Origin of the sequence: Acinetobacter parvus DSM 16617 = CIP 108168 (assembly GCF_000368025.1) — a bacterium.
Lineage (GTDB): Bacteria > Pseudomonadota > Gammaproteobacteria > Pseudomonadales > Moraxellaceae > Acinetobacter > Acinetobacter parvus.
On record NZ_KB849210.1, the window covers coordinates 166,719 to 190,416 of the forward strand.

Annotated in this window: 24 protein-coding genes and 2 pseudogenes; 13 read left to right on the forward strand and 13 right to left on the reverse strand. The window is 42.3% G+C overall.

All coding sequences use genetic code 11. The annotated features are described in order from the left end of the window. Entirely contained in the window at positions 1-606 is a 606-nt protein-coding gene (coaE, locus tag F988_RS01450) for a dephospho-CoA kinase (protein ID WP_004680706.1), read from the forward strand. On the opposite strand, the gene F988_RS01455 is transcribed toward coaE, so the two are convergent. The 3 genes from F988_RS01455 to ppnP form a co-directional block, all read right to left on the reverse strand. After that, the gene (locus F988_RS01455) at positions 603-1,514 is read right to left on the reverse strand and encodes a DMT family transporter (protein WP_004680707.1); all 912 of its coding nucleotides are present in this window, start codon (positions 1,512-1,514) and stop codon (positions 603-605) included. The genes coaE and F988_RS01455 overlap by 4 nt on opposite strands. A gap of 30 nt (positions 1,515-1,544) precedes the next feature. After that, complete coding sequence (gene rlmB / locus F988_RS01460; RefSeq protein ID WP_004674395.1) at positions 1,545-2,294, reverse strand: 23S rRNA (guanosine(2251)-2'-O)-methyltransferase RlmB; 750 nt, start codon at positions 2,292-2,294, stop codon at positions 1,545-1,547. A gap of 119 nt (positions 2,295-2,413) precedes the next feature. After that, positions 2,414-2,740: a pyrimidine/purine nucleoside phosphorylase gene (gene ppnP / locus F988_RS01465; RefSeq protein ID WP_004680708.1), complete on the reverse strand. Its 327-nt coding sequence runs from the start codon at positions 2,738-2,740 to the stop codon at positions 2,414-2,416. 229 nt (positions 2,741-2,969) lie between these two features. Here ppnP and recN point away from each other — a divergent pair, with 229 nt between their 5' ends. The 3 genes from recN to ruvX all read left to right on the forward strand — a co-directional run bounded on the left by recN (position 2,970) and on the right by ruvX (position 5,756). Further along, positions 2,970-4,631, forward strand: a complete 1,662-nt coding sequence (gene recN, locus F988_RS01470) for a DNA repair protein RecN (RefSeq protein WP_004680709.1) — start codon at positions 2,970-2,972, stop codon at positions 4,629-4,631. A 134-nt stretch (positions 4,632-4,765) separates the two neighbouring features. Then, positions 4,766-5,320, forward strand: a complete 555-nt coding sequence (locus F988_RS01475; protein WP_004680710.1) for a YqgE/AlgH family protein — start codon at positions 4,766-4,768, stop codon at positions 5,318-5,320. Next, positions 5,313-5,756 carry a Holliday junction resolvase RuvX gene (gene ruvX / locus F988_RS01480; protein ID WP_004674392.1) on the forward strand — a complete coding sequence of 148 codons (444 nt, stop codon included), beginning with the start codon at positions 5,313-5,315 and terminating at the stop codon, positions 5,754-5,756. Before F988_RS01475 ends, ruvX begins: the two co-directional genes overlap by 8 nt. Here the strand turns inward: ruvX and F988_RS01485 are convergent. Together F988_RS01485 and F988_RS15655 are read right to left on the reverse strand one after the other, a co-directional pair. Continuing rightward, positions 5,757-6,083 (reverse strand): annotated as a pseudogene (locus tag F988_RS01485) (HlyD family secretion protein); the annotation flags it as partial. 109 nt (positions 6,084-6,192) lie between these two features. Further along, positions 6,193-6,349, reverse strand: a pseudogene (locus F988_RS15655) (hypothetical protein); the annotation flags it as partial. A 406-nt stretch (positions 6,350-6,755) separates the two neighbouring features. Between F988_RS15655 and F988_RS01490 the strand changes: the two are divergent. Next, positions 6,756-7,529 (forward strand): IclR family transcriptional regulator, encoded by a 774-nt coding sequence (locus F988_RS01490; protein ID WP_004680712.1) that lies wholly within the window; start codon positions 6,756-6,758, stop codon positions 7,527-7,529. A gap of 236 nt (positions 7,530-7,765) precedes the next feature. On the opposite strand, the gene pgsA is transcribed toward F988_RS01490, so the two are convergent. From pgsA to lpxO, 4 genes are all read right to left on the reverse strand, one after another. After that, positions 7,766-8,353, reverse strand: a complete 588-nt coding sequence (gene pgsA, locus F988_RS01495) for a CDP-diacylglycerol--glycerol-3-phosphate 3-phosphatidyltransferase (protein ID WP_004674390.1) — start codon at positions 8,351-8,353, stop codon at positions 7,766-7,768. Between the two features lie 105 nt (positions 8,354-8,458). Next, entirely contained in the window at positions 8,459-9,256 is a 798-nt protein-coding gene (locus F988_RS01500; protein WP_004674389.1) for a thioesterase family protein, read from the reverse strand. Between the two features lie 104 nt (positions 9,257-9,360). Next, on the reverse strand, positions 9,361-11,160 hold the full coding sequence (uvrC, locus tag F988_RS01505) for an excinuclease ABC subunit UvrC (RefSeq protein WP_004680714.1): 1,800 nt from the start codon (positions 11,158-11,160) through the stop codon (positions 9,361-9,363). 330 nt (positions 11,161-11,490) lie between these two features. Continuing rightward, a complete protein-coding gene (lpxO, locus tag F988_RS01510) occupies positions 11,491-12,405 on the reverse strand; it encodes a lipid A hydroxylase LpxO (protein WP_004680715.1) in 915 nt (304 codons plus the stop codon). Between the two features lie 393 nt (positions 12,406-12,798). Between lpxO and fadB the strand changes: the two genes are divergently transcribed. Together fadB and fadA are read left to right on the forward strand one after the other, a co-directional pair. Beyond that, positions 12,799-14,952, forward strand: a complete 2,154-nt coding sequence (gene fadB / locus F988_RS01515; RefSeq protein WP_004680716.1) for a fatty acid oxidation complex subunit alpha FadB — start codon at positions 12,799-12,801, stop codon at positions 14,950-14,952. A 12-nt stretch (positions 14,953-14,964) separates the two neighbouring features. Then, on the forward strand, positions 14,965-16,137 hold the full coding sequence (gene fadA, locus F988_RS01520) for an acetyl-CoA C-acyltransferase FadA (RefSeq protein ID WP_004680717.1): 1,173 nt from the start codon (positions 14,965-14,967) through the stop codon (positions 16,135-16,137). Between the two features lie 45 nt (positions 16,138-16,182). On the opposite strand, the gene F988_RS01525 is transcribed toward fadA, so the two are convergent. Then, positions 16,183-16,473, reverse strand: a complete 291-nt coding sequence (locus F988_RS01525; RefSeq protein ID WP_228127118.1) for a hypothetical protein — start codon at positions 16,471-16,473, stop codon at positions 16,183-16,185. A 214-nt stretch (positions 16,474-16,687) separates the two neighbouring features. Between F988_RS01525 and F988_RS01530 the strand changes: the two genes are divergently transcribed. Then, positions 16,688-17,311, forward strand: a complete 624-nt coding sequence (locus F988_RS01530; protein ID WP_004680719.1) for a PH domain-containing protein — start codon at positions 16,688-16,690, stop codon at positions 17,309-17,311. A gap of 55 nt (positions 17,312-17,366) precedes the next feature. Here F988_RS01530 and F988_RS01535 read toward each other — a convergent pair whose 3' ends face one another. Together F988_RS01535 and F988_RS01540 are read right to left on the reverse strand one after the other, a co-directional pair. Continuing rightward, a complete protein-coding gene (locus tag F988_RS01535) occupies positions 17,367-17,879 on the reverse strand; it encodes a hypothetical protein (RefSeq protein WP_004680720.1) in 513 nt (170 codons plus the stop codon). A gap of 240 nt (positions 17,880-18,119) precedes the next feature. Next, positions 18,120-18,548, reverse strand: a complete 429-nt coding sequence (locus tag F988_RS01540) for a nuclear transport factor 2 family protein (RefSeq protein WP_004680721.1) — start codon at positions 18,546-18,548, stop codon at positions 18,120-18,122. Between the two features lie 73 nt (positions 18,549-18,621). Here F988_RS01540 and F988_RS01545 point away from each other — a divergent pair, with 73 nt between their 5' ends. Both F988_RS01545 and F988_RS01550 read left to right on the forward strand, forming a co-directional pair. Further along, positions 18,622-18,984 (forward strand): MerR family transcriptional regulator, encoded by a 363-nt coding sequence (locus tag F988_RS01545; RefSeq protein ID WP_004680722.1) that lies wholly within the window; start codon positions 18,622-18,624, stop codon positions 18,982-18,984. A gap of 10 nt (positions 18,985-18,994) precedes the next feature. Beyond that, on the forward strand, positions 18,995-19,690 hold the full coding sequence (locus F988_RS01550) for a YidX family protein (RefSeq protein ID WP_004680723.1): 696 nt from the start codon (positions 18,995-18,997) through the stop codon (positions 19,688-19,690). Between the two features lie 58 nt (positions 19,691-19,748). Here F988_RS01550 and F988_RS01555 read toward each other — a convergent pair whose 3' ends face one another. Next, positions 19,749-20,498, reverse strand: coding sequence for a hypothetical protein (locus F988_RS01555; protein ID WP_004680724.1), 750 nt, complete (start codon positions 20,496-20,498; stop codon positions 19,749-19,751). Between the two features lie 176 nt (positions 20,499-20,674). On the opposite strand from F988_RS01555, the gene F988_RS01560 reads away from it, so the two are divergent. The 3 genes from F988_RS01560 (at position 20,675) to F988_RS01570 (ending at position 23,384) form a co-directional block, all read left to right on the forward strand. Then, a complete protein-coding gene (locus F988_RS01560) occupies positions 20,675-21,370 on the forward strand; it encodes a DsbA family oxidoreductase (RefSeq protein WP_004680725.1) in 696 nt (231 codons plus the stop codon). 392 nt (positions 21,371-21,762) lie between these two features. Beyond that, positions 21,763-21,948 carry a hypothetical protein gene (locus F988_RS01565; RefSeq protein WP_004680726.1) on the forward strand — a complete coding sequence of 62 codons (186 nt, stop codon included), beginning with the start codon at positions 21,763-21,765 and terminating at the stop codon, positions 21,946-21,948. Positions 21,949-21,959: 11 nt separating this feature from the next. Continuing rightward, positions 21,960-23,384 carry a hypothetical protein gene (locus F988_RS01570; protein WP_004680727.1) on the forward strand — a complete coding sequence of 475 codons (1,425 nt, stop codon included), beginning with the start codon at positions 21,960-21,962 and terminating at the stop codon, positions 23,382-23,384. Positions 23,385-23,698 lie beyond the last annotated feature (314 nt).

Consider the following 23,698-nt stretch of genomic DNA (forward strand, 5'->3'; position numbering starts at 1 on the left):
ATGCGCTTTATCTTGGGCATTACAGGCGGGATTGGCAGTGGTAAGTCAGCCGCCACGCAATGGTTTGAATCCCAAGGTATTCGCGTCATTGATGCTGATGTTGTTGCGAGGGAAATTGTTGAACCAGGCCAGCCAACGTTACAGAAAATTCAACAGCTATTTGGCGACTGGGTGTTACTGGAAGATGGTCATCTAGACCGCCGCGCATTACGTGAACATATTTTTCAGTTCCCAGAGGCTCGTCACAGTTTAGAACAAATCACCCACCCTGCTATTCGCCAATCCATCATCCAGCAGCTATACCAAGCAGAAAGCCCCTACGTGATTCTAGTTTCCCCCCTGCTCTTTGAAACTAACCAGCATGAACTGGTTCAACACACTCTGTTGATTGATGCAGATGAACAAACCCAGTTACAACGTGCCAGCCAGCGTGATGGGCAAACTGAAGAGCAAATACGAAAGATTATTGCAGCCCAAATGCCCCGTACTCAAAAACAACAGCTCGCCAATGATATTGTGCTGAACGATGGACTACTTGAACATCTGCACAAGCAGCTCAAACCATTACACCTTAATTATTTACAGCGGGCTGAGCAGATCGGCTAATCCTGTTTCTGTTGAGACAACTGGGCCGTTAATGCATCTTTACGGAACCAGCGCCATGGTTGTAAAGCGCCAATACCCATACCCACTAATCCACACATAATCGCTGGACTCAAAGGTTCATTTAACAGAGGTACAGCAATGACAGCAGCAATAAATGGCGCCAAGGTCACAATGCTTCCCGTTTTAAATGCACCCAAACGTTCAATTGCGGCAACATAGGTCAGGGTTGCAATAATCACCACCAAAACACCATGAAATACACCCTGTACCAGCAAATGGACAGGCTCTGCTTCCTGAAAATGTTTAGGAATAAATAGGATATAGATCGGTAAATAAATCAGTGCTGACCAAATGGCCACACTTGCCATCGAATGCCAGGCCGATAGCTTCCACTGTTTTAACAGTACAGTGAAGATGCCCCACCAAACAGCGCTTAGGAAGTAAAGCACATCGCCAAGACCAAAGGCAGAGGCCTGCTCATGCAACATCAGATAACTCATCAATGCCAGAGCACTCAACATAATGATGAGACTGAGCCAGGTATGTTTATCAAAAGGCTGTTTAAACAATAAATAAGCAGCAACAGCCGTACATAAAGGAATACAGCCATTTAAGAAGATTGCAGCATGGGCTGCTGGTGCTTGTAAAAAAGCAGTATAAACCGTTAGACAGTAAGCCAGCCCGCCAGTTAAAGCCAAAATAATTGGGCGGGGATGCCACAAGAATGCCAAATCTTTTTTATACAGCAGCACAGGCATTAAAATAAGAAAGGCTATCGCAAAACGCATTGCCACCAAGTCCCAGGCACTGACATGCCAGTGCAGATTTAAACGGGAGAGAATGGTAAAACCACCCCAGATGCACATGGTGATACAAACGAACAGATAGCCTTGCGTGCGAGCGGTCATTTTTAATTACATTGACGATAATTGTGTGAATTATACAGCATTACGCTGTCGGCATGCCTCATAAAGTGCCATCCCTGTCGCCACACTGACGTTTAAACTTTGTAAATCACCAGACATCGGGATATAAACGGTTTGGTCACATTGCGACTGGGTTATAGGCCTTAATCCTGTATCTTCCGCCCCCATCACAATCACCACTGGACCGTTAAAATCACATTGCTGAATTGGCAATGCTTTTTCATCTAGCATTGTGCCAATAACACGCATATGTGTTGTTTCTTTGAGATGCGCCAATGTTCGAGCTAAGTTAGTCACTTGAATAAACTTAACTTTTTCCGCCCCACCTGCGGCAACCTTACGTGCTGTCGGGGTTAAGCTTGCTGAACGGTCACGCGGTACAATCACGGCTTGCACCCCCATTGCAGCAGCAGTACGAATACAAGCCCCTAGATTATGCGGATCAGTGACTTGATCCAATGCCAACAATAAAGCATCAGGTGATTGCTGCATTAACTGATCCAAATCTTTTTCATTTAAAGTTGGATGTGGTCGAACTGCAGCAACTACACCTTGGTGAAATGGCAGACCTGCCAGTTTTTCGAGACTGTCTCGGCTGGCTTTCTGTACACTAATCCCAAAAGGTTCAGCCAACTGCAAAATCTTTTGTAGACGCTGATCATCACGCCCTTTCAGGGTGAATAAGGTCAAAACTCGTTCAGGCTCCAGCTCCAGCAATGACTCCACTGAATGAACGCCATAATAATATTCAGGTTTTGCCATGAACGACCTCTTTAAGAAAGCGGAATATAAAAGGAGATTTCATAAAAATAAAAATCCTGCAAAATGACTTTTACAGGATTTCCATTAAATCTAGTGTACCCGATTTAGACGCGAATAGGTTAGCCTTCTAAATGGCAAACGTAATCAAGGACTTCATCCGTCTCAATGTCAAACTTGCTATTGCCTGGCACATAGAAAGACTGCCCCGCACGGAACAATTCACTTTCAGTGCTGTCGGCGATTTTAACCCGACATTCACCCGAAATGATCTCCATACGCTCTGGCACATGGGTCGCAAAGGTTAAAGGCTGCTCAGTGGGTAGAATCACACCTAAAGTCTTTTTTGTACCGTCTTCAAACTGTACTGTATGACTGATACATGCCCCACCAAAATACACATTCGATTTTTTGATGACCGTTACATGATCAAACTGCACTGAACTCATGCGTACTCTCCAAATAATGCCGCATTTATATTAGATTATGCTGGACGTAGTTTAATTGTGCCATCGCAACTAATCAATCCATTTCCTTATGCAAAACTAGCAATTTTTATTCCCATATTTAGTCCCTGTTGATTTTATTTTTTTAATATTGCCAAGCGTAATTCACTCTTGTCGCTAGGATAAAACTTCTTTATCTTTAAGCAAAATATTCTGTGCATTGGATGCATTTATGCTCACCCATTTAACTTTAATTAATTTTGCACTTGCCGACCATCTGGCACTGGACATTGAACAGGGTTTCAATGTGCTGACTGGTGAAACTGGCGCCGGCAAATCATTATTGTTAGATGCACTCTCCGCATGTCTGGGGGAACGTACCGACACCAATTATGTACGCTATGGGGCGGATAAGGCCGATGTGACCGCTGTCTTTAGCTATAAACCCGATAGTGTAGAGGCTAAATGGCTGGCTGAGCATGAACTGGATGATGATTCAGGTGAGATTCATTTAAGACGTGTGATTTTTGCCACTGGACGCAGCAAGGCGTGGATTAATGGTCGTCCAGGTAGCTTGGCTGAACTGAAAGAAATTGGGCGTTTGTTGGTCCAGCTCTATAGCCAGCATAGCCAGCAGCAGTTACTTGAACCGCCCTATCCAAAACACTGGCTCGACCGTTATAGCAACTTTGCCGCTCCTGCTGATGCAGTACGTGAAGCCTATGCGACATGGCAAACAAATATCCGACAACATCAAGCCGCCTTAGATGCACAGACCACCCGAATTCAAAGAATACAAACTCTGGAATCACAAATAGAAGAACTGGAAGATGTGATTCAAACCGATTATCGAGAGATTGAACAGGAATTTGACCGTCTTAGTCACCATGAACACATTATGCAGGACTGTGCTTATAGCCTGAATGTGCTGGATGAAGCTGAGCAAAACATCACGCAGGAAATCGCTTCCATTATTCGTCGTTTAGAGTCGCATGCGGGTCGCAGTGAACAGCTTTCCAGTATCTACAATTCACTGTTAAATGCACAAAGTGAGATTGATGACGCCACCTCCAGCCTACGTCAGTTTATTGACCGTCAAAGCTTTGATCCTGAGCGCATGGAACAGCTCAATGCAACACTGGAAGTTTTTCACCGCCTTGCACGTAAATACCGTACCCAGCCTGAACTGCTGAAACAGGAATATGAAATCTGGCAACAAGAGCTAGAGCAACTGCATCAACTGGAAGATCCTGAAACTCTGGCGGAACAGGTTGAAGTTTCCTATCAGGAGTTTATGCAACAGGCACAGCATCTGGATGAAATCCGTCGTAAAGCTGCCATTCCATTGGCAAAACAGTTGACTGAGCAAGTCAAACCACTAGCATTACCAGAAGCATATTTTGAGTTTAAGTTTGAACCTCTGGAAGCAGCCAATGCCGAGGGTCTAAGTTTTATTCAACTCTTATTCACGGCCAACAAGGGTATTCCACCGCAACCGCTGGCCCGTGTTGCATCAGGCGGTGAACTGTCACGTATCGCCCTGGTGATGCAGGTCATGAATGCTGAAAAAACCGAATCTGAGGTGTTGGTATTTGACGAAATCGATGTGGGGATCAGTGGCGGCACAGCTGAAGTGGTGGGGCGTTTGTTGGCTGACTTGGCGCAGCATGTACAGTTGCTTTGTATCACCCATCAGGCTCAGGTTGCAGCACAGTCTGACCAGCATTTGCTGGTGAAGAAACAACAGACCGACCCCGCCAGTAGCACCATCATTGAACTGGATGAAGAACAGCGTATTCTGGAGCTTGCCCGCATGTCTGGTGGTGTTGAAATTAGCGAAACCACCTTGCAGCACGCCAGACAGTTGCGTCAGCTCAAATTCCAGTCAGCCTAGTTTATGCAACAAAATATCAGAAAATGATTGGCGAAATCCAATCAACTCTTGTATGTTGATAAAAACAACCTATTATTTAATCCCCCTAAATCCCCTTTTTAAAGTGGGACTTGTTTTGATGGAGAACCGCCAAGGTGACGAAACAATATTTAACTCACCGTTGTCTTATCGCTCCACCAGACATGGCAGATGACTTCTTTGCAAACACAGTCATTTATGTTGCTCGTCATGATGAGGATGGTGCTCAGGGCATCGTGATTAATCGCCCATCAAACCTACAGATCAGGGAACTCCTCAACGATTTGGAGATCGATGCAGACAACGTACAGCCACATGCGGTTTTGCAGGGCGGCCCTTTACGTCCTGAAGCTGGTTTTGTGCTGCATACGGGCCAACCAACCTGGCACTCGTCGATTGCGGTTGGCGAGAATGTCTGTATCACCACCAGCAAGGATATTCTGGATGCGATTGCGCATAACGAGGGTGTTGGGCGTTACCAGGTTGCATTAGGCTATGCGAGCTGGGGCAAACACCAGCTTGAGGAAGAAATTGCACGGGGTGACTGGCTGATCTGTGAATCTGACATGGACCTGATTTTCAACCTGCCTTATAACGATCGCTGGGATGCTGCCTATAAAAAAATTGGGGTAGACCGTACCTGGTTTGCGTCTGAAATTGGTCATGCCTGATATGCAAGCGTCCCAATCCATCATGGCTTTTGATTTTGGCACCCAGAAAATGGGGATGGCAATTGGTCAATCCACTATTGAAAGTGCCACTCCCCTGCCATTATTTGCCATGAAAGATGGTATTCCTGACTGGAATCAGTTGTTAAAACTGGTCAGGGAATGGCAACCCAACCTGTTTCTGGTTGGCTTACCATTGAATATGGATGATAGTGAATCTGAACTGTCAGCACGTGCGCGTAAGTTTGCACGGCGTTTACGCCATCAGACCAATATTGAAACATGGATGGTAGATGAACGCCTGACCACCCGTGAAGCAAGGGAAGAACTTGAGTTTTACCAGAACAAGGGGCAGGCTAAACGTTTGTCAGCAGATAGTTTTGCCGCTGCGCTGCTAATTCAAAGCTGGTATCGTGATCCTGCTGGGATTACGCCTTGATCATTTCTCAATAATTCTAACCGTTGCTGTTCGTCCTGAAACAAAGGCCAACGGATTCTGTGGTTGCTCATCCAGCATAATTTTAACAGGCACACGCTGGGCCAAACGTACCCAGCTAAAGGTTGGATTCACATTCGCCAATAAATTAGAGCTACCTGAACGTTCACGGTCTTCAATTCCCATTGCAATGCCTTGCACATGCCCACGAATTTTCTGGCGATCTCCCATGAGCTGTACTGTGGCTTGATCGCCCACGTGGATACGATTGAGCTTGGTTTCCTCAAAATAACCCACCACATACAGTTGATGACGATCAAGCAAGGCCGCAAACCTTGCAAATCCACAGCAGTTAATGTTCGTTCCTGCTTTAAAAAAGCCAGAGTATCCTGACGGATGACATTTAAATGCGGTGCAAGACTGATCATTTGCATGTGCTCAAGCTGCGTGACTCGCTGGGACAGGGCCACAAGGTTGGCAACCACCAATGAAACCTGATGCAGCATTTCCTGTAATGGTTTGGTCATGCCTTTAAGTTCACCTTTTTCATAAGCCAGATGCACCGCCAAGGCATGAATATCTAAGGCATCACGAGTAGTCTACCGCCCCGATCATTTACCTCACATAGAAATGTGGCGACAGAATCAGCCAACCTGGAAACAACCAGATTGCTTTGACAAGGTGAGAACTGATGATTTGGAGTGATGCACAATGATTGGAGCTTTTGCAGCATGAGCCTAAAAATAATTATCCAATAAAGACATTGCACTGACAATTTTTTCAAAACCCAGCGCATTAGTCAAGATAAATTATCGCCATTTGATAATTTACATATTTAATTTAGAATAATACTTTTAAAACACCATTATTTTCTCAGCAGCGGCATTAATTTAATCTTGCCTGCCGATCAAGTCCAAAAGTCCATATCCGACCTTAAATTTTTCTGTTATAAAGCAATAAAAGTTCGGTTTTAAGGTTATTTTAAGGAGTAGATTTCTCATCATGGCAATTTCGAGTTTTGGTAAAATTCTCACCGTGCTGGACTTGTTTTCAGTTTCACGCCCGATTATCAATGTCGATATCATTTGTGATGAGCTCGGTCTTTCCAAACCAACCGCCTACCGTTACCTCAAGGAACTGGTGTCAACTGATATGCTAAAGCGGATCAGTGGTACATCAGGTGACTACACTTTAGGTTCTAAAATTGCGGTTCTGGATTATATTTCACACAGTACCGACCCATTGGTGCAAATCAGCATCCCCTTTATGCGGGATATCGTGGAACGTACCGAACTATGCTGCCTGCTGACCTACCTGAACCATGACTATTGCATCGACCTGCATCATGAAACTTTTAAAGAAGCAGAACTCATCTCATACGGCAGGGGTTGTCCACGCCCTGTTTATGTAGGTGCTTCACCCAAAATTGTGATTGCTCATCTCTCCAAGCAACAGATTCAAGCTTATTATCACCAGTTTACTCAGGAACTTGCTCAGGTAGGCTTTGCCCATAGTCTCGATGAATTCATGCAGCAAATGCGAAAAATCAAGAAACAGGGCTTCTATTTATCACAGGGTGAGATTGACCCAATGATTTGTGGCCTTTCAGTGCCAATTCGTTTCTCAAACAAAGAAGCACCCATTGCATTGACTTTGCTTGCCTCAAAGAACCGTTTTCACTTTCTAAATATTCAAAAACTGATTGAAATCTTGCAAGGCAATGCCGCACAGATTGAGCATAAATTTGCCACCCTTTCTGAAAGTCAGGGAAATTAAACCTGAGAATATTAAAAAACATTTACATTTTTATGCGTTGTAAATAACAAAAAATTCTCATATGATGATTCTGTTCTTCAGCATACTCTCCCCAAAAGAGCATGACTTTTCCTTAGAGTTAGAGAACTAAGCTCATTGTTGTTATGGGCTTTTTTCTTGCCTGTTTTTTTATGAGCAGATATAAAAAAGCCTTTCAAAAGAAAGGCCTTAATTTATATGGCAATACAGAAAAATAGTTAGGGCTGTTTCAGATAAGGCCATGCTGCTTTCATATAAATAAACATCGACCACAACGTCAAAATCACTGCCGCATAAAGCAAGGCATAGGCCCACATTTCCAGTGGTTTCCAGTTGAGCAGAAACACACTAATCGCAATCATTTGAAATGCTGTTTTGTACTTTCCTACCGTAGAAACTGCCACACTGGTACGTGCACCCAATTCAGCCATCCATTCACGCAATGCTGAAACAGTAATTTCACGGGAAATAATCACAATCGCCGCAAAAGCCATTGAAATGGTCGGTTGCCATTGCACCAGTACGATCAATGCCGCCGCAACCATCAGCTTATCAGCAACAGGATCAAGGAAACGCCCGAAAGCAGAAGTCTGATTCAAAGTCCGAGCTAAATACCCATCGAACCAATCTGTCACTGCTGCAAGAACAAAGATTGCAGTCAATATCAGATGTCGCATCATTCCCCCATGATGCTCAGCAATCCCAATGGCAGGCGGCCAATAGGCAATTGCCAGAAACACGGGAATAAGGGCAATACGCGCCAAAGTTAAAATATTAGGAATGTTCAGGATTCGCCCTGTGCTCATAAACACCGCCATGTTGTTCGCATCAAATATGCATGTCGCACAAAGGATGTGCCGAGATTGTATCCATGTGTAAGCAACTTTATACGAAATGCACGGCAGTGTCGACTAGGCAAAAACGGCAACTGTTTGTCGAAGTACCGCAATCAGTCGATTTTCATCATCCCAAAGATAAGCATACTCGGTTGAATAACCATGTTCAGCATATTCAGTCACTACTTTGTATTTGAACCAGTCCTGTACTTGATGAGCAATCGGCTGCAAATAGGTAATTTGCCATGTTAATGAACTTGCAGGTGCAGGGGTTTTAAACATGGGCAACACACCAGGTGGCCACACATCCATCAATCCAAATAGATCGGCTAGTTTCATTTCGCGATTTGGATGCAACTGAGGTATAAAACGACACCATCCACCAAAGTCAGGCACTTTGCTGCCAGCCATTGGATAATACCCTTCAGCCCAACATAGTTCAAACTGTTGAAAACATTGTGGCATTAAGCCTTCAATATAAGCTGTTTTTTCCAACTGTGCTGGCAGTGGATAATCAGGAACTTGTGGTAGATTTTGCACATGAATCCGAGATTCACGCTGCGAACCAAAACTTGCTATTAAAATACTTTGTACAGTATCTGCTTGCCATAACCGCACTTCTAAAGTTGTAACCGATTTACCCTCTCGCAACACTTCCGCCGTGAGTTTAGCCTGCCCTTCTTGCACAGGACCAACAAAGGTCACATTACAACTCAATAACTGCTTTGTTGTATCATGAACCACGCTCTGCGCCTTTTGGATTAATAATCCTGCAACTAAACCGCCAAATACGGTGCGACCTTGTAACCATCCTGAGGGAATATCAATCCACTCTTGATGTTCAACCTGTTGATACAGCGGAAGCAATGACATTATCTTTCCTTAATTGTCAAACCATCTTATCTTTAAATGTTTTTCCCTGTTTGTGAATGATTATTGACGCATCAGTCATTGAGAGATTGAGCCAATCGGTCAAATTATTCATGCAGAATTTTATAAATTGTCCCTGCCATCACTTCTCCTAGGCCTGGCACCAGCATCAACTCTTTTTCTGAAGCTTTTAAAACACCCTGAATCCCACCAAAATGAGTGAGTAGATCACGACGGCGTTTTGGCCCTAGCCCAGGAATAGCTTCCAAAACTGAACTACTACGGCGTTTATCACGCTTAGCTCGATGTTTGGTAATGGCGAAACGATGCGCTTCATCTCGCACTTGTTGGATGAGGTGTAAAGCTTTATGGTCTTCGGGTAATTGAATTTTTGTCCCATCGGTAAAATGCAGCGTTTCTAATCCCGGTTTACGTCCCTCACCTTTAGAAACACCAATCATAAAAGCATCGAGCTGGAGTTCCTGCATCACCTCCATGGCCATATGCAGTTGCCCCTTACCGCCATCAATCAGGAGCAGATCAGGCAACATATTCTTTTTATAGCGACGGATCAGTGCCTGACGCATCGCCGCATAATCATCCCCGCCCGTAATATCCTGAATCGCAAACTGGCGATAATCGCGCTTTCTCGCACCGCCCTGATCAAACACCACACAAGAAGCAATCGGTGCTTCACCCATAGTATGACTGATATCAAAGCATTCAATTCGGTCAATGGGACGACCAACCACTTGTTCAAGTTGATGAAAACGCTCGTTCAATTCCAAATGGTTGCTGAGTTTACCTTTAATGGCATGCTGCACATTCATTTGTGCCAGCTCTTGCCATTCTGCCCGCGTTTCACGCACTTTATGTTTGATTTGAACTTTCTTATTGAAGGTTTGTTGTAATGCTTCTTCTAATTGTTTTTGGTCGGGAATATCTACATTTACAATCAACTCAGTTGGCACCTCATCCGCCACCTGAAAATAGAAGTTGGCCATAAAATCAGTAAGCATCTGGCCCAGGTCATCTCCCAACATATCAGGAAAATAACTTTTTCCGCCCAGCATACGCCCATTCCGCACATACATGATCTGGACGCAGGTTACGCCTGCCTGATGGGCAATCGCCAAAATATCGGCCTCACCCTTGATCTTAAATACCGCCTGCTGTGCCTGAACCTCACGTAGCAAGGCCAAACGGTCCCGATAGAACACCGCTTTTTCAAATTCCAGTGCTTCGGCGGCCTGTTCCATTTTTCCAATCAGCTCTTGATTGAGTTCTTTGGTATCACCCTGTAAAAAACGAATTGAATTATCGACATCTTCCTTATAGTCCTGAGGGCTAATCAGACCGACACAAGGCGCTGTACAACGTTTAATCTGATACTGTAAACAAGGACGTTTACGTTGTGAAAAATAACTATTTTCACATTGGCGCACATTAAATAATTTTTGTAATACAAGTAGCGTATCTCTAGCGCTATAAGCACTGGGATAAGGCCCAAAAAACTTGCCGACCTGATGCTTGCCCTTGCCACGCCCACTGGCAATGCGGGGATAGGGCTTGTCTGCCGAGACGAAGATATAGACATAGGATTTATCATCGCGCAGCATAATATTGTATGGCGGACGATGTAATTTAATCAGATTTTGTTCAAGCAGTAGCGCTTCAGTTTCAGAACGGACAACCAATGTCTCAATATCATAGATACGGGCAACCAATGCCTGTGTTTTGGGATGTTCAATGGTTTTAACAAAATAGCTGGATACACGATTCTTTAAGTTTTTGGCTTTTCCGACATACAGTAATTCTCCATCTTTGCCGAGCATTTTATAAACACCAGGCAATTGAGTCATATGAGTCAGGATTTTTTCAATATGTTCACGCGCGTTTGGATTCACAGCAGACTTTCATCATCAGTAATGCTTTCGATGATGTAGTCTGCATACATCAATTTCAAGTCAATTGAGCTAAAATCCATCAATTCAATAACTCAAATAACACCTATCATTTAAAGACTCGACTCAATGCTTGTTCAGCGCTATTAAATGCAGACCCATTAAAGAAATCACAGGCTAGTTCATTTACATGTGACAGATTTTGGGTTGGATAAGATTCAATATAATCTTGAGTACTCAACTGAATTTGTTTTTGCCAACATTTATAAACAAATAAATAACTAAATCATCGTTATAAAAAAACGCCCTTTCGGGCGTTGATCTCATTCAGACTTAAAATACATAAGGTCGAATAAAAATTAAGAAAAATAGCCCTAACATGATGAACCATTTCAGGAAATAGTAAAGCTGACGATTTTTAGCCTTTAACGCTTTGGCCTTGATACGAATTTGATAAACATAACCAAAGACTTTATTTAAGCCACCTGTTTGATCGCCTGCCTCATTAGGTGAACTAGCTGCGGTCATGACACTTTTTCCAAACCAGTGGTTAAACTTTTGCATAAAACGGGTTTTTAATGGACGTTCCACATCAGCGAAAAAGATAATACGATTCTGGTCAGTGGTATTTTCCGCATAGTGAATATAGGTTTCATCGAACACCACACTTTCACCATCACGCCATGAATAACGCTCCCCATCAACATCAATAAAACAGCGATCATCATTTGGTGTAATCAAACCTAAATGGTAACGCAATGAACCCGCATAAGGATCACGATGGCGAACTAAACGGCTATCTGGTGCAAGCTCGGTAAACATTGCCGCCTTAATGCTAGGTAATGTCTTTAATAAAGCCGTTGTTTTCGGGCAGAGTTCAGCCGCAGATGGATGTGCCGAGTCATACCATTTCAGATAAAAACGTTTCCAGCCTGTTTTAAAGAAAGAATTAAAACCCAAGTCATCATAGCTGCTGGATGCCTTAATGCCACCCTTGTCATATAGGGCCTTGGCCTCATCCCGAATCATTTCCCAGTTTTCATCAAGAATCTTTAAATCCTTAAAATACTGGGTATCGATATACGGCTGGTTTGGCACTCTGGAAAAGAGGTACATTAAAAAATTAATGGGTGCCAGAATGGTTGAATGGTCAAAAAACTGACGATAAAACGAATGTTTCACTTTACCACGGCGCTGAATATACAACGCAGAAATGATAAATATCGCTAATATGATCCACTTAATCATAACTTACTCTATCTGCCCAGATGAAAACCCAATGCCAATTTGATCGCAAATTTTCCAAATCGCACACAAAAAATAAGCCGACTATTTTACCAAATTTAAGTACTTAAACACCAATTTTCCTTACTTAAATCGAACAAAAACGATATTTATCCTCTATCCAAACCCATCTTTGAAGAAAGTGGAATACACTGTTATCCCATTTTTATGGCCTAGCTGATTCACACAATCGATGAGTTACAACAAATTGATGACCCTCGCGTCACGGCTTGATACAACTTGTTATGTTCTTTTTGGATATAGTTATCGTAAGATTAGCGAAGCATTTTTGCGCCTTTCCAGGCGCATAAGCTTTATGACATCAACTTAGAATCCTCCACAACAAGGAGATCAGGCATGATCCACGCTGGCAATGCCATTACCGTCCAAATGCTTGCGGACGGAATTGCAGAATTCCGCTTTGACCTACAAGGTGAGTCGGTTAATAAATTTAACCGTGCAACCATCGAAGACTTCCAGGCAGCGATTGCTGCAGTTAAAGCCAATAACGACATTAAAGGCTTAGTTGTTACCTCTGGTAAATCAACATTTATCGTGGGTGCAGACATCACTGAATTTGGCGACAACTTCGCTGCAGGTGAACAGGCGATTGTTGACTGGCTTATGCCTGTCCATGAAATCTTCAACAGCTTTGAAGATTTAGACATCCCTAAAGTTGCTGCAATCAACGGCACAGCATTGGGTGGCGGTTTTGAAATGTGTCTGGTATGTGACTATCGTGTCATGTCAGAGCAGGCACAGGTTGGCTTACCAGAAATCAAACTCGGTATCTATCCTGGTTTTGGTGGTAGTGTACGTTTAAGCCGTTTAATTGGTATCGACAATGCTGTTGAGTGGATGGCAATGGCGAACCCTAAACGCCCTGATGCTGCACTCAAAGACGGCGCTGTAGATGCAGTCGTCGCTGCTGACAAACTTCAAGAAGCTGCTGTTGACTTAGTTAAACAAGCACTTGCGGGTCGTTTGGACTGGAAAGCAAAACGCCAAGAAAAATTAGACCCTGTAAAATTGAACCCACTTGAACAAATGATGGCGTTCAACACGGCGAAAGGTGCGGTATTAGCTAAAGCAAACCCTGCACAATACCCTGCTCCTAAGTTATTGCTTGACTCATTACAAGCAGGTGCAAACTTGCCACGTAATGACGCGCTCAAAGCAGAAGCTGAAGGCTTTGCTAAAGCTGCTGTAACGCCTCAAGCAGGTGCGTTGATTGGTTTGTTTATCAACGACCAAGTAGTGAAAAAGACCTCGAAAAAATATGAAAAAGGTGCACATCCTGTGAACCAAGCGGCTGTACTCGGCGCGGGTATCATGGGCGGTGGTATTGCTTACCAAGCGGCAAGCAAAGGCACACCAATTATCATGAAAGACATCGGCAACCCACAATTAGCATTGGGGATGTCTGAAGCAATCAAATTGCTGACCAAGCAAGTTGAACGTAAAAAAATGACACCTGCCGAAATGGGTGAAACTTTGGCACGTATCCGCCCAACTTTAAGCTATGACGAGTTTAAAGAAGTAGATATCGTGATCGAAGCGGTAACTGAAAACCCTAAAGTTAAAGAAATCGTACTTGCAGATACAGAAAAGCATGTTCGTGAAAACACGATCATTGCATCTAACACATCTACAATCTCAATTACACGCCTTGCGAAAGCATTACAACGTCCTGAAAACTTCGTTGGTATGCACTTCTTCAACCCAGTACACATGATGCCATTGGTTGAAGTTATTCGTGGTGAAAAAACTTCACCTGAAGCAATTGCGACCACTGTGGTTCTTGCTCAGAAAATGGGTAAAACACCAATCGTAGTGAATGACTGCCCAGGTTTCTTAGTGAACCGCGTATTGTTCCCTTACTTTGGTGCATTCGACTTATTACTGAAAGATGGCGCAGACTTCCAGCAAGTCGACAAAGTCATGGAAAAATTCGGCTGGCCAATGGGCCCTGCATACTTAATTGACGTTGTCGGTATCGACACGGGCGTTCATGGTGCAGAAGTGATGGCAGAAGGTTTCCCTGACCGCATGAAGCCAGACTTTAAAGGCTCAATCCAAGTCATGTACGAAAACAAACGTCTTGGTCAAAAAAATGACGTAGGTTTCTACAAATATGAATTGGATCGCAAAGGCAAAAAAGTCAAAGTGGTTGATCCAACTGCATACGAGCTTGTGGCATCTGTGGCAACATCTGAAAAACGCGAATTTGATCCACAAGAAATCATTGACCGTATGATGCTTGCTTTCTGTAACGAAACAGTTCGTTGCTTAGAAGACAACATCGTTGCAACTGCTTCTGAAGCAGATATGGCGATGATCATGGGTGTAGGTTTCCCTCCATTCCGTGGTGGTCCATGCCGTTACATCGACCAAACAGGTGTTGCTGAATACGTTGCGCTTTGCGACAAATATGCACATTTAGGTAAAGCTTATGAAGCGCCACAAATGTTGCGTGACATGGCTGCTAACAACAAAAAATTCTACGGTTAAGGAGCGACGTGAATGGCTACTTTAAATCCACGTGACGTTGTGATTGTCGATGGCGTTCGTTCTGCCATGGGCAAATCACGTAACGGCATGTTCCGCAATGTACGTGCCGACAGTTTATCTGCTGAATTAGTACGTGCACTTGTTGCTCGTAACCAATTTGATACCAACGAAGTTGAAGACATCATTTGGGGCTGTGTAAACCAAACTTTAGAGCAAGGTATGAACATTGCTCGTAATATTGGTTTATTGGCTGATATTCCAAAGACTGCTGGCGGTCAAACGGTTAACCGTTTGTGTGGTTCTTCTATGCAAGCAATCCACACGGCTGCTGCACAGATTGCAACCAATCAAGGTGACATCTTCATCATCGGTGGTGTAGAGCATATGGGTCACGTCGGTATGATGCACGGCATCGACCTGAACCCTGAAGCATCTAAACACTATGCGAAAGCATCGAACATGATGGGCTTAACGGCTGAAATGTTAGGTCGTATGAACGGTATCTCTCGTGAAGAACAAGATGCCTTCGGTGTTGAATCTCACCGTCGTGCTTGGGCTGCAACACAAGAAGGTCGTTTTAAAAACGAAATCGTTGGTGTTGAAGGTCATGATGCAAATGGTTTCAAAATCCTTTGCGACATCGATGAAGTGATTCGTGCTGATGCAAACCTTGAAGCATTCAAAGCGTTAAAACCAGTTTTCGATCCTAAAGGTGGTTCAGTAACAGCAGCAACTTCTTCTGCTCTTTCTGACGGTGCTTCTGCAATGTTAGTTATGTCTGCTGAACGTGCTCAAGCGCTTGGTTTAAAACCACGTGCTGTGATTCGTTCTATGGCAATTGCAGGATGTGATGCTGCAATCATGGGTTACGGTCCAGTTCCAGCAACTCAAAAAGCGCTTAAACGTGCTGGTTTAACGATGGCGGATATCCAAACTATCGAATTAAACGAAGCATTTGCTGCTCAAGGCTTATCAGTCATGAAAGGCTTAGGCGTCTATGACAAACAAGACATCATCAACTTGAATGGTGGTGCGATTGCATTGGGTCACCCATTGGGCTGTTCGGGTGCACGTATCACAACAACATTGTTAAACGTGATGGAACAACAAGATACTCAAATCGGTCTTGCGACGATGTGTATCGGTCTTGGTCAAGGTATCGCGACTATTATCGAACGTGTTTAATACACTCTTTTGATAAGCAAAAATCCTCGCTTCGGCGAGGATTTTTTATGGCATTAAAAACCATTGCGCCAGATAAATGATAGATATTAAAACCAAAATCAAAAAATCTTTGATTGTCGCGTTATTTTCATTTTCTTCTTTAACTAATCTATACCAAGAATTTAAAAGGAATACTCCTACAATAATCATCAAACCAAAGGTAAATAACCCAGCTAAAATTGCTGTATAAGCACAACTTTCCGAACTACATTTCGATGGTAATGTTAACCAAGCCAGTCCCATAAGAAAAAGAAGCAAAACTCCTCTCTCTTTTATTAAAATATTAAATTTATTCAAGATTCTCTCAAAATGTAATTTCTTTAGTTTATTAAATTTTAATATTCAGCACGATTTTAATGCCTATTCAACTTATTAAGACTACAGCAAAATTTTGCTTGATTCAGTAGAGCTCTGATAAACGGTAAATATCACCTAATGAAAAACTCAATCTAGACAGAACAATACTTCGCCAATTATGATCCTAACTCCAATAAACGATAAGGCTCTAACAATGTTTAAAAATATGGCAGCAGATTTAATGGGAACCAGTGATATCGGTAAGATTATTGAACCGCAAGATTATGATAAAACTGATATTGATGACTATATTTTCCATGAAGACAATGAAAAGATTTTCTTCTTGATCAAGGCAAAAACGGATGAGTATTGCTTTACCAATACTGCCTTTATACATTTAGATGGAACCAGTGCTGTCAGTAAAAAACGTACCCTTTATCGTTATCCCTATAAACACAATCAAATCAGTCGGGTACTTCTAGAAACAGCAGGTACAATTGATCGGGACGTCGAAATCAAATTCCAACTCGGTGGTGCAAGTTATTCAATTGATATTGAAAAATCACAAATTGAAAAAGTCCGTGATCTATATAAAGCCCTATTTAGTATTGGCGAAGCATGCAAAGAAATTGAAAGACAAATGAATTCTTTGGTGATCACTCAGCAAGCTGTAAATAATATGTTTTCCTTACGTGAATTATCAGAACAGGTTTTGCTAAACTTGCCAGATATTATTTCACAAACCACAATCCAGGTTGAAAACAAGTTTACAGAGCGCAGAAAACAAATAGAAAATTATGATTTCTCTAGGATTTTTGAACGTTATCTAAAACAATAAAAGGCTACCCCCGCATTATATATGTGGGGGTTTTCCCAACAACAATTCAAAATCTTTAGCGCATAAGAAATTGATTTTGACTTTTTAACTCATCCCGAATTTGCTGCTGCAATCTCAGAACCTCATCAAAATTAATTTTTATTGTTCCATCACGAATGCCATCGACATTGTCACGAGTAATATTAAAAGGTTGCAACATTTTAAACAGCCCATTGGTTGGGTCTGACGACTGAAAACCTTCCGCCACGGCAAAAATATTATAGGGTTGTAATTGCAACGGAATTTGAGATGGGTCAGGATCGGCTGCTTTCGGCTGATAATCAACAGTGGCTGTACTTTCTTTTATGGTCTCATTCTGCATATCACTGTGGGTCTTATATATACGGTGTTGCAAAGCCTGACGCACTTTCATGTCTTCCTGAAATGGAACAGGACCCACTTCCTCACGTAACTCAGATTCAGCCATAACGCGAATCGTTGGCAATGTGGTCACTTCTTCTGCCTGAACAGTGGGAAAACCCATCACAGCAAATAGGACAATAAAGGCAGATCGTTTTAGAAAGTTCATCGTTTGCTCCAAATATCTCTCATCCATAAGAAAATAGTGAGTTAAATAAAAGCACCTATGAATAGGCTACAACAAAGCGCTGTTTTATTCAGTATGGCTCAGATAAACGGTGACCATGATTAAAAATTTGAACCAAAGATAAAATCCATATCTGCAATGGGACATGTTTGATCTTTGTAAATATGGGTATATTTGCTTGATAAAATCCTCGCTTTAACGAGGACTTTACACAGAAATATATTAACTTGAGGTTAAAGCTAAAGCTTTGATTCTTACATGGTCAAGACTTGGGAGGTCTGGATCAGCATATATGTGTACCGAACTAATAAGCTGATCCCTAAACTCAAAAATATTACAAAATAAACCCTGTGAGACTTTTCCATCAGGAAATGGAGTGCCATCAGCCATTTCGCCCCACTCCCGACCTTCAACTACGACTTTTTCACCTGCATCTAAAAATACAAGATTTTCTATGTCATGTTGTAACTGGTTAAGCATTTTTGTCATTCGCTCAGCAAAGAGTATCATCGCTTCTTTACCATAATGACGCCCAAACTTTGGGAAAAGTAACTCCACATCTTCCGTATAAAGGTCTAATATTCTTGAATCTCTGTTATCAATATATTGGAAATATCTTCTGATTACAGCTTTCTTTTGCTCAAAATTCATAATGATCTCGACTTGTTGATTTTGAGTTAAAAATATAAACTATGACAGCACTGTTAAGGTCAAGAGAAATTTAATGAATCTTGCTAAAGTTGCTGAACTCACAAAGGTGAGTCCTCGCATGTTACGTTATTATGAAGAATTAGGATTAATTATACCCAAACGGGCAGCGAATCATTACAGAGAGTATACTCAAGAAAATATTAATAATATCAACAAAATAAAAATATTAAATGATGCAGGAATGAATCTTAAAGATATTAAACTATTACTACCTTGTTTTGACTTAGGTAAACAAAAGTTCACATTATGTCCAGTCGCACAGGCAAAAATAGAACAAGAGCTTGAGCAAGTCAGTGAACAATTAACCAAACTACAGCGCTCACATCATCTATTAAAATCCTTTTTAGATCATGGTACAGTGGAAGCGACGACTTAGGAACAATGATATGAAAGGAATAATAACAACGTCTTTTTTAGTTGCGCTATCGACTTTAATCTTCACAGGCTGTGCCACCAGAACCCTGATCACGAAAGATGGTAAAACCTATAATCGAACCACTAGAGTCACTTTGGTTGAAGACAATGTGGTGGCTTTCGGACGGCCTGCACAGGCAGCTTTGAATTTACCCAGAGACAGTATTGTGATTGCAGGGCAAAAGAATAGCTATATCCTCACACAGGGCGGCTCCCAGTTTCTGACCTTGATTAGCAAGCTTGATCCTAAAAATATTCAGATCACACGCGACCTCAGTTTCTATTCTGAAAAGAACGATGGCAATTTTTCGGGCACCTTGCCTCTTTCCTATGTAAAACTTAAAGAGGATTTAAGCAAAAAAGATCTGGAGTTTTTTATTGAAAATGGCGCCAAGGAATGTTCTTCCTCCAGTGATGAACGCATGCAGGCTCAACGCTTCTGCTTCGATATTAAGCTGGCGGGTGTAGTCTACCCTGCCGCAAACAACCTCACCTCATTAAAAGCCTTAAGCAAGCCTTATCAGGTCACCATTTATACCCAGAAAGAGGAAAGCTACACATCCAAATCAGGCATGAACCCTTTCGAAAAACTGGTGCTGCTGCCATTTGCCTTGGCAATTGATGTGGTGAGTCTACCTTTCCAAGCCGCAGAAAAGATCTTTGATTAAGCTTAAGCTCGCACTCAGTCATGCAATGATGTATACAAGGCACCATTGCATCACGAAATTATAATTCTTGATCTAATACTTCAACATTGTTTTGCTTAATTTTATCCATCTTCTGATTTAAGCTGAGCACATCTTGATAAAGTGCATTAAATTTTTTGACTTGTGCTGTTTCCTTAAAAAGAATCTTGTTATCTTCTCTTTGCCAAGGGTAAGTTTTTAACATATCAAACATCGCTTGTGCTTTCTCAATAACTTGTTGTTCAATCGGAAAAATGTCATGCTCCTTGTCTGTTTTCAGGTTATTTTGCAATTTTTCTTGTAAGGATTTTCTCATTTCATTATGAATGGCAAGATTTTTTGCTTGTTCAAGTGAATCTGCCTGTATTTTCTGTCTGTTTATTCCGTATTCAGTCGAGATTTTTCGAACATCATGAAGCATTTTTTCAGTCTCACGATAACCTTTTTGACGGTCTTGATCTAAACGTTCGACATCTAAAAAAGTATCCCAATTTGCTGCTTTGAGTTGCCTTAAATAAGCGTTTCTTGCCTCAACATTTTGCATCCAATAACTAAGTAGAAATTCGGACATCAACTTATAATCACCAGATAAACGATCATCATGCACATTGAGTTGTATAGGCTTGCTCCAATCCTGCGCTTGATCATATAACTCACGCATTTTCTCAGCCATCACCACTTCAAACATCTGTTTACTGTCAGCAGCACGTTGCTGTAATTGATGTTGATAGAGAAGAAAAGAACCGATACAGATCACCACAAGCCCAAGCAAGAATAAAAAACGGCGCATACAGCCTCCAAGTATATTTATATTTTTTATGTTCTGAATTTAAGTTTAATCAATCAAACATAGACTGTTAATTGATTTTTATTTCATTTCTCGTAACGGAGCATTACATTTTCATTGCTTTAAATTTCGTAGTTACGCCCCTATTATCAAATTAACTGAAATTGTAGAGATATTCCATGCGTGTGGATATTTGGTCAGATGTGGTCTGTCCTTTTTGTTATATCGGTAAAAAACGTCTTGAACATGTGGCGGCAGAGGCAGGTATTGAACTGGAGGTGCATTGGCACAGTTATGAACTTGACCCAAACGCACCTGCAAAACATGAGGGCTCCAATACTGAGCGCCTAGCCAGAAAATATGGCCGAAGCTATGCCGAAATGGAGGAGATGCAACGTCATGTAGCTGCAATGGCGGCTACTGAAGGCATTGATTTTCAATGGCAGAAAGCCAACTCGGGCAACAGCTTCAATGCCCACCGCATCATCCATCTGGCACAGAGCAAGGGTCTGGGCAATGAGGCAGAAGAGGCCTTTTTCCATGCCTACATGACTGAGGGCTTGGCGATTGGTGAGCGTGAGGTGGTTGAGGAAATTGCCTCACGGATTGGTTTGGACAATGCCGAAGTCGAGTATGTGCTTGATTCAGATGAATTGACCGATTTCGTTCGTCACGATGAAAAAATTGCCCGCGAACAGCTCAATATCACAGGGGTACCGTTTTTCGTGTTTGACCAGAAACTCACACTTTCTGGTGCACAGCCACGTGAGATTTTCTTGCAGGCGCTGCAACAGGCGCAGTCGGCAATAACAGAAATTGAGCAGGATGCTGCTGCGCAATGTAATGATGAAAGTTGCGAAATCAAGCCTCAATAATGCTGGTCATTGGGTAAGCTTCAACATCAGTCCGAAGCTTACCCACTCATATACAGGCCTGTATAATTCCTTTTTATATCAAACTTTTATCATCGAAAAACCACCTTTTATCCAGGGTCATCATTCCGTCATTTTTTCAGCGGTCCTGTTTGCTCGGCTTTTCACCAGCAGATATGTGCGGCTAGTCACAACTCAGCCATAAATTTACAGATAAAATTTAGTTTTATGATCTAATTAACCGATGCATACTTTTAAAATGTTTTTATTTTCAAAGCTAAACCATGAACAATTTCTCTATTTGGAATAGCTAAATGAGATTTTTTACTAACTCATAGGCTATGGATTTTGCATTGTTTTCTTCTATAATCGTCATAAAGTGACATTCTTTTGTTATGGAAATGCAAGCGTTACAAGCCCTCATTAAAGGTCGGACCCCACCAGAACAAATATGCATTGAACAGCTTGTAACGTGGGCGAAACAGCATACTTCAACGACTACAACTGAATACAGACTGTTAGGGATTGCTGTCAATATTGTACTGCTTCACTATTTAAAACAGGCTCAAGCCTATCTCTAAGGAAACTATTGATGGACGTATTAGAGAAAGCTCTTTTGGTTGATGAGCTCAAAACTCTCATTGATAGGCTCAATGACAATAAAACTTCGCTTTTTGAAATTGCAAAATCAAAACAACGTATTAAAGACATTTGTGCATCTTGTGATGACCCTGCCTTTCAGGACCAGTTGATCCCGTTCAAACAATTTATCCAGAATGAAGATTTTTCCGCAGAAGAACTCGCAGATTATGGCTACACCATGACCTATCGTGGCACCTTTAACTTTATGGGGCGCGTTGAAAATGCCCTGTTTGCTTCTGGGGACATGGGCTGGGCCGCCTTACGTCAGGCACAGCACTGGCAAGTGTGGGTGATTCGCCCTGCCCTGTCTTTCCTTAAAAGCCCGTGGATGAACTCATCTCAGGATGCGTTAAAATGGCTACAGCGCCATGCCAGCGACTATGTAAAAACAGATGATGAGCTTGACCACCTCATCCCTGTTCTGGAACCCATGCAACAGAATTCGGCAGATGGCCTTTCAGGTCAGGCAGCTCATAAGGATGCGCTATCTATAATGAGAGAGGAAACAGCGAACTTTCAGATTCAACTGGAAGCACTTATTCAGGAAAAAATACAACCTGTTGCATCCACGGCGACCGCCACACGCGCCAAATCTGGTTTTAAACAGAATGTACGCCCCGTAGCAAACCTGAACAAGGCCAAGCCAATTGCACTGAAAGACTTTAATCTGGATGGTTTGCTCTGTCGTCTGGAACGTGTTGACGCACGTACATTCCCTTCGCTTTACCGTGTTGATCTGCACAATGACATTTACCAGAACATTAAAATCGACTGGCTCTATCTCAAGGCAGAGAATGACGCACAGCCAATCTGGGAATCTGCACAGGTTTTTATTGCAGAGCAGTTGTATGCACAGGGCCAGTTCTCGCATTATGTGGTGCTCGTGGGTACACACAACATTGAATATGCGACCACCATCCTACAGGCCTATACCGACCAGCGTCACACCACAACCAGCTCCATCCATCAGACCAGCTGGACAAATTTCAAGCAGCATTACCACCAGCATGAAACCCTGTTTAATGAATGTGTCATGAATGGTACTCTGGTCTGGCAGCGCGACCAGCGGGTATATCCTTATATCCCTGTATCATTTATCAATACTCAGAAATTCATTCCATTCGAGGAAACTGCGGCAACGTTCCTAACCCCTGTTATCCTGTTAAGGGAACGCCAGAAAATCCGCATCATTCACGGTTCGGAACGCGTTAGGCTATCCAGTGAAGACCAGGCCTATCCATACCTATTGCTGGACCGTGCCGAGGGATATACCTGGCAACTGATCCGTCAGGTGATTAGCCGCCTGCCACAACCCATTTCTGTACATGACCTTTATCAGGCACTGGAAAGCAGTGCGGCCTCAGAATCATCTTAAAACCATCCTAAATTTTACCCCTTAGTCCATCATTTTTTCCTACAACATTCCAGTTGTGGCTGGAGATGATGGACTTTTATTGCAAGCCCTTATTTTCCACTGATTGACCTGTTCACTATCTACCTCTGAAATATCCTCCAACCAAGTGTCAACAAGCTTTGTTGATATGACTACTTTTTGTGTCTATCACTTGATTTTATTCAGTAAATCATCAAGAATGGGGGTAAGAACAATATATAACCCTGCATTATGATGATTTTCCCAAAAACAGTGTCACGACCTCTATTTTATAGCTTTATGGCGTGCTCTTTAGG

What these genes read in the sequence shown, in the direction of transcription:
- ppnP (WP_004680708.1), bottom strand. Translation starts at nt 2,740, where the DNA reads ATGAGTTCAGTGCAGTTTGATCATGTAACGGTCATCAAAAAATCGAAT.
- fadB (WP_004680716.1), top strand. Translation starts at nt 12,799, where the DNA reads ATGATCCACGCTGGCAATGCCATTACCGTCCAAATGCTTGCGGACGGA.
- fadA (WP_004680717.1), top strand. Translation starts at nt 14,965, where the DNA reads ATGGCTACTTTAAATCCACGTGACGTTGTGATTGTCGATGGCGTTCGT.
- F988_RS01455 (WP_004680707.1), bottom strand. Translation starts at nt 1,514, where the DNA reads ATGACCGCTCGCACGCAAGGCTATCTGTTCGTTTGTATCACCATGTGC.
- F988_RS01570 (WP_004680727.1), top strand. Translation starts at nt 21,960, where the DNA reads ATGGACGTATTAGAGAAAGCTCTTTTGGTTGATGAGCTCAAAACTCTC.
- F988_RS01540 (WP_004680721.1), bottom strand. Translation starts at nt 18,548, where the DNA reads ATGAATTTTGAGCAAAAGAAAGCTGTAATCAGAAGATATTTCCAATAT.
- lpxO (WP_004680715.1), bottom strand. Translation starts at nt 12,405, where the DNA reads ATGATTAAGTGGATCATATTAGCGATATTTATCATTTCTGCGTTGTAT.
- F988_RS01530 (WP_004680719.1), top strand. Translation starts at nt 16,688, where the DNA reads ATGTTTAAAAATATGGCAGCAGATTTAATGGGAACCAGTGATATCGGT.
- pgsA (WP_004674390.1), bottom strand. Translation starts at nt 8,353, where the DNA reads ATGAGCACAGGGCGAATCCTGAACATTCCTAATATTTTAACTTTGGCG.
- F988_RS01565 (WP_004680726.1), top strand. Translation starts at nt 21,763, where the DNA reads ATGGAAATGCAAGCGTTACAAGCCCTCATTAAAGGTCGGACCCCACCA.
- F988_RS01560 (WP_004680725.1), top strand. Translation starts at nt 20,675, where the DNA reads ATGCGTGTGGATATTTGGTCAGATGTGGTCTGTCCTTTTTGTTATATC.
- F988_RS01490 (WP_004680712.1), top strand. Translation starts at nt 6,756, where the DNA reads ATGGCAATTTCGAGTTTTGGTAAAATTCTCACCGTGCTGGACTTGTTT.
- F988_RS01545 (WP_004680722.1), top strand. Translation starts at nt 18,622, where the DNA reads ATGAATCTTGCTAAAGTTGCTGAACTCACAAAGGTGAGTCCTCGCATG.
- recN (WP_004680709.1), top strand. Translation starts at nt 2,970, where the DNA reads ATGCTCACCCATTTAACTTTAATTAATTTTGCACTTGCCGACCATCTG.
- F988_RS01555 (WP_004680724.1), bottom strand. Translation starts at nt 20,498, where the DNA reads ATGCGCCGTTTTTTATTCTTGCTTGGGCTTGTGGTGATCTGTATCGGT.
- coaE (WP_004680706.1), top strand. Translation starts at nt 1, where the DNA reads ATGCGCTTTATCTTGGGCATTACAGGCGGGATTGGCAGTGGTAAGTCA.
- ruvX (WP_004674392.1), top strand. Translation starts at nt 5,313, where the DNA reads ATGCCTGATATGCAAGCGTCCCAATCCATCATGGCTTTTGATTTTGGC.
- F988_RS01550 (WP_004680723.1), top strand. Translation starts at nt 18,995, where the DNA reads ATGAAAGGAATAATAACAACGTCTTTTTTAGTTGCGCTATCGACTTTA.
- rlmB (WP_004674395.1), bottom strand. Translation starts at nt 2,294, where the DNA reads ATGGCAAAACCTGAATATTATTATGGCGTTCATTCAGTGGAGTCATTG.
- F988_RS01535 (WP_004680720.1), bottom strand. Translation starts at nt 17,879, where the DNA reads ATGAACTTTCTAAAACGATCTGCCTTTATTGTCCTATTTGCTGTGATG.
- F988_RS01500 (WP_004674389.1), bottom strand. Translation starts at nt 9,256, where the DNA reads ATGTCATTGCTTCCGCTGTATCAACAGGTTGAACATCAAGAGTGGATT.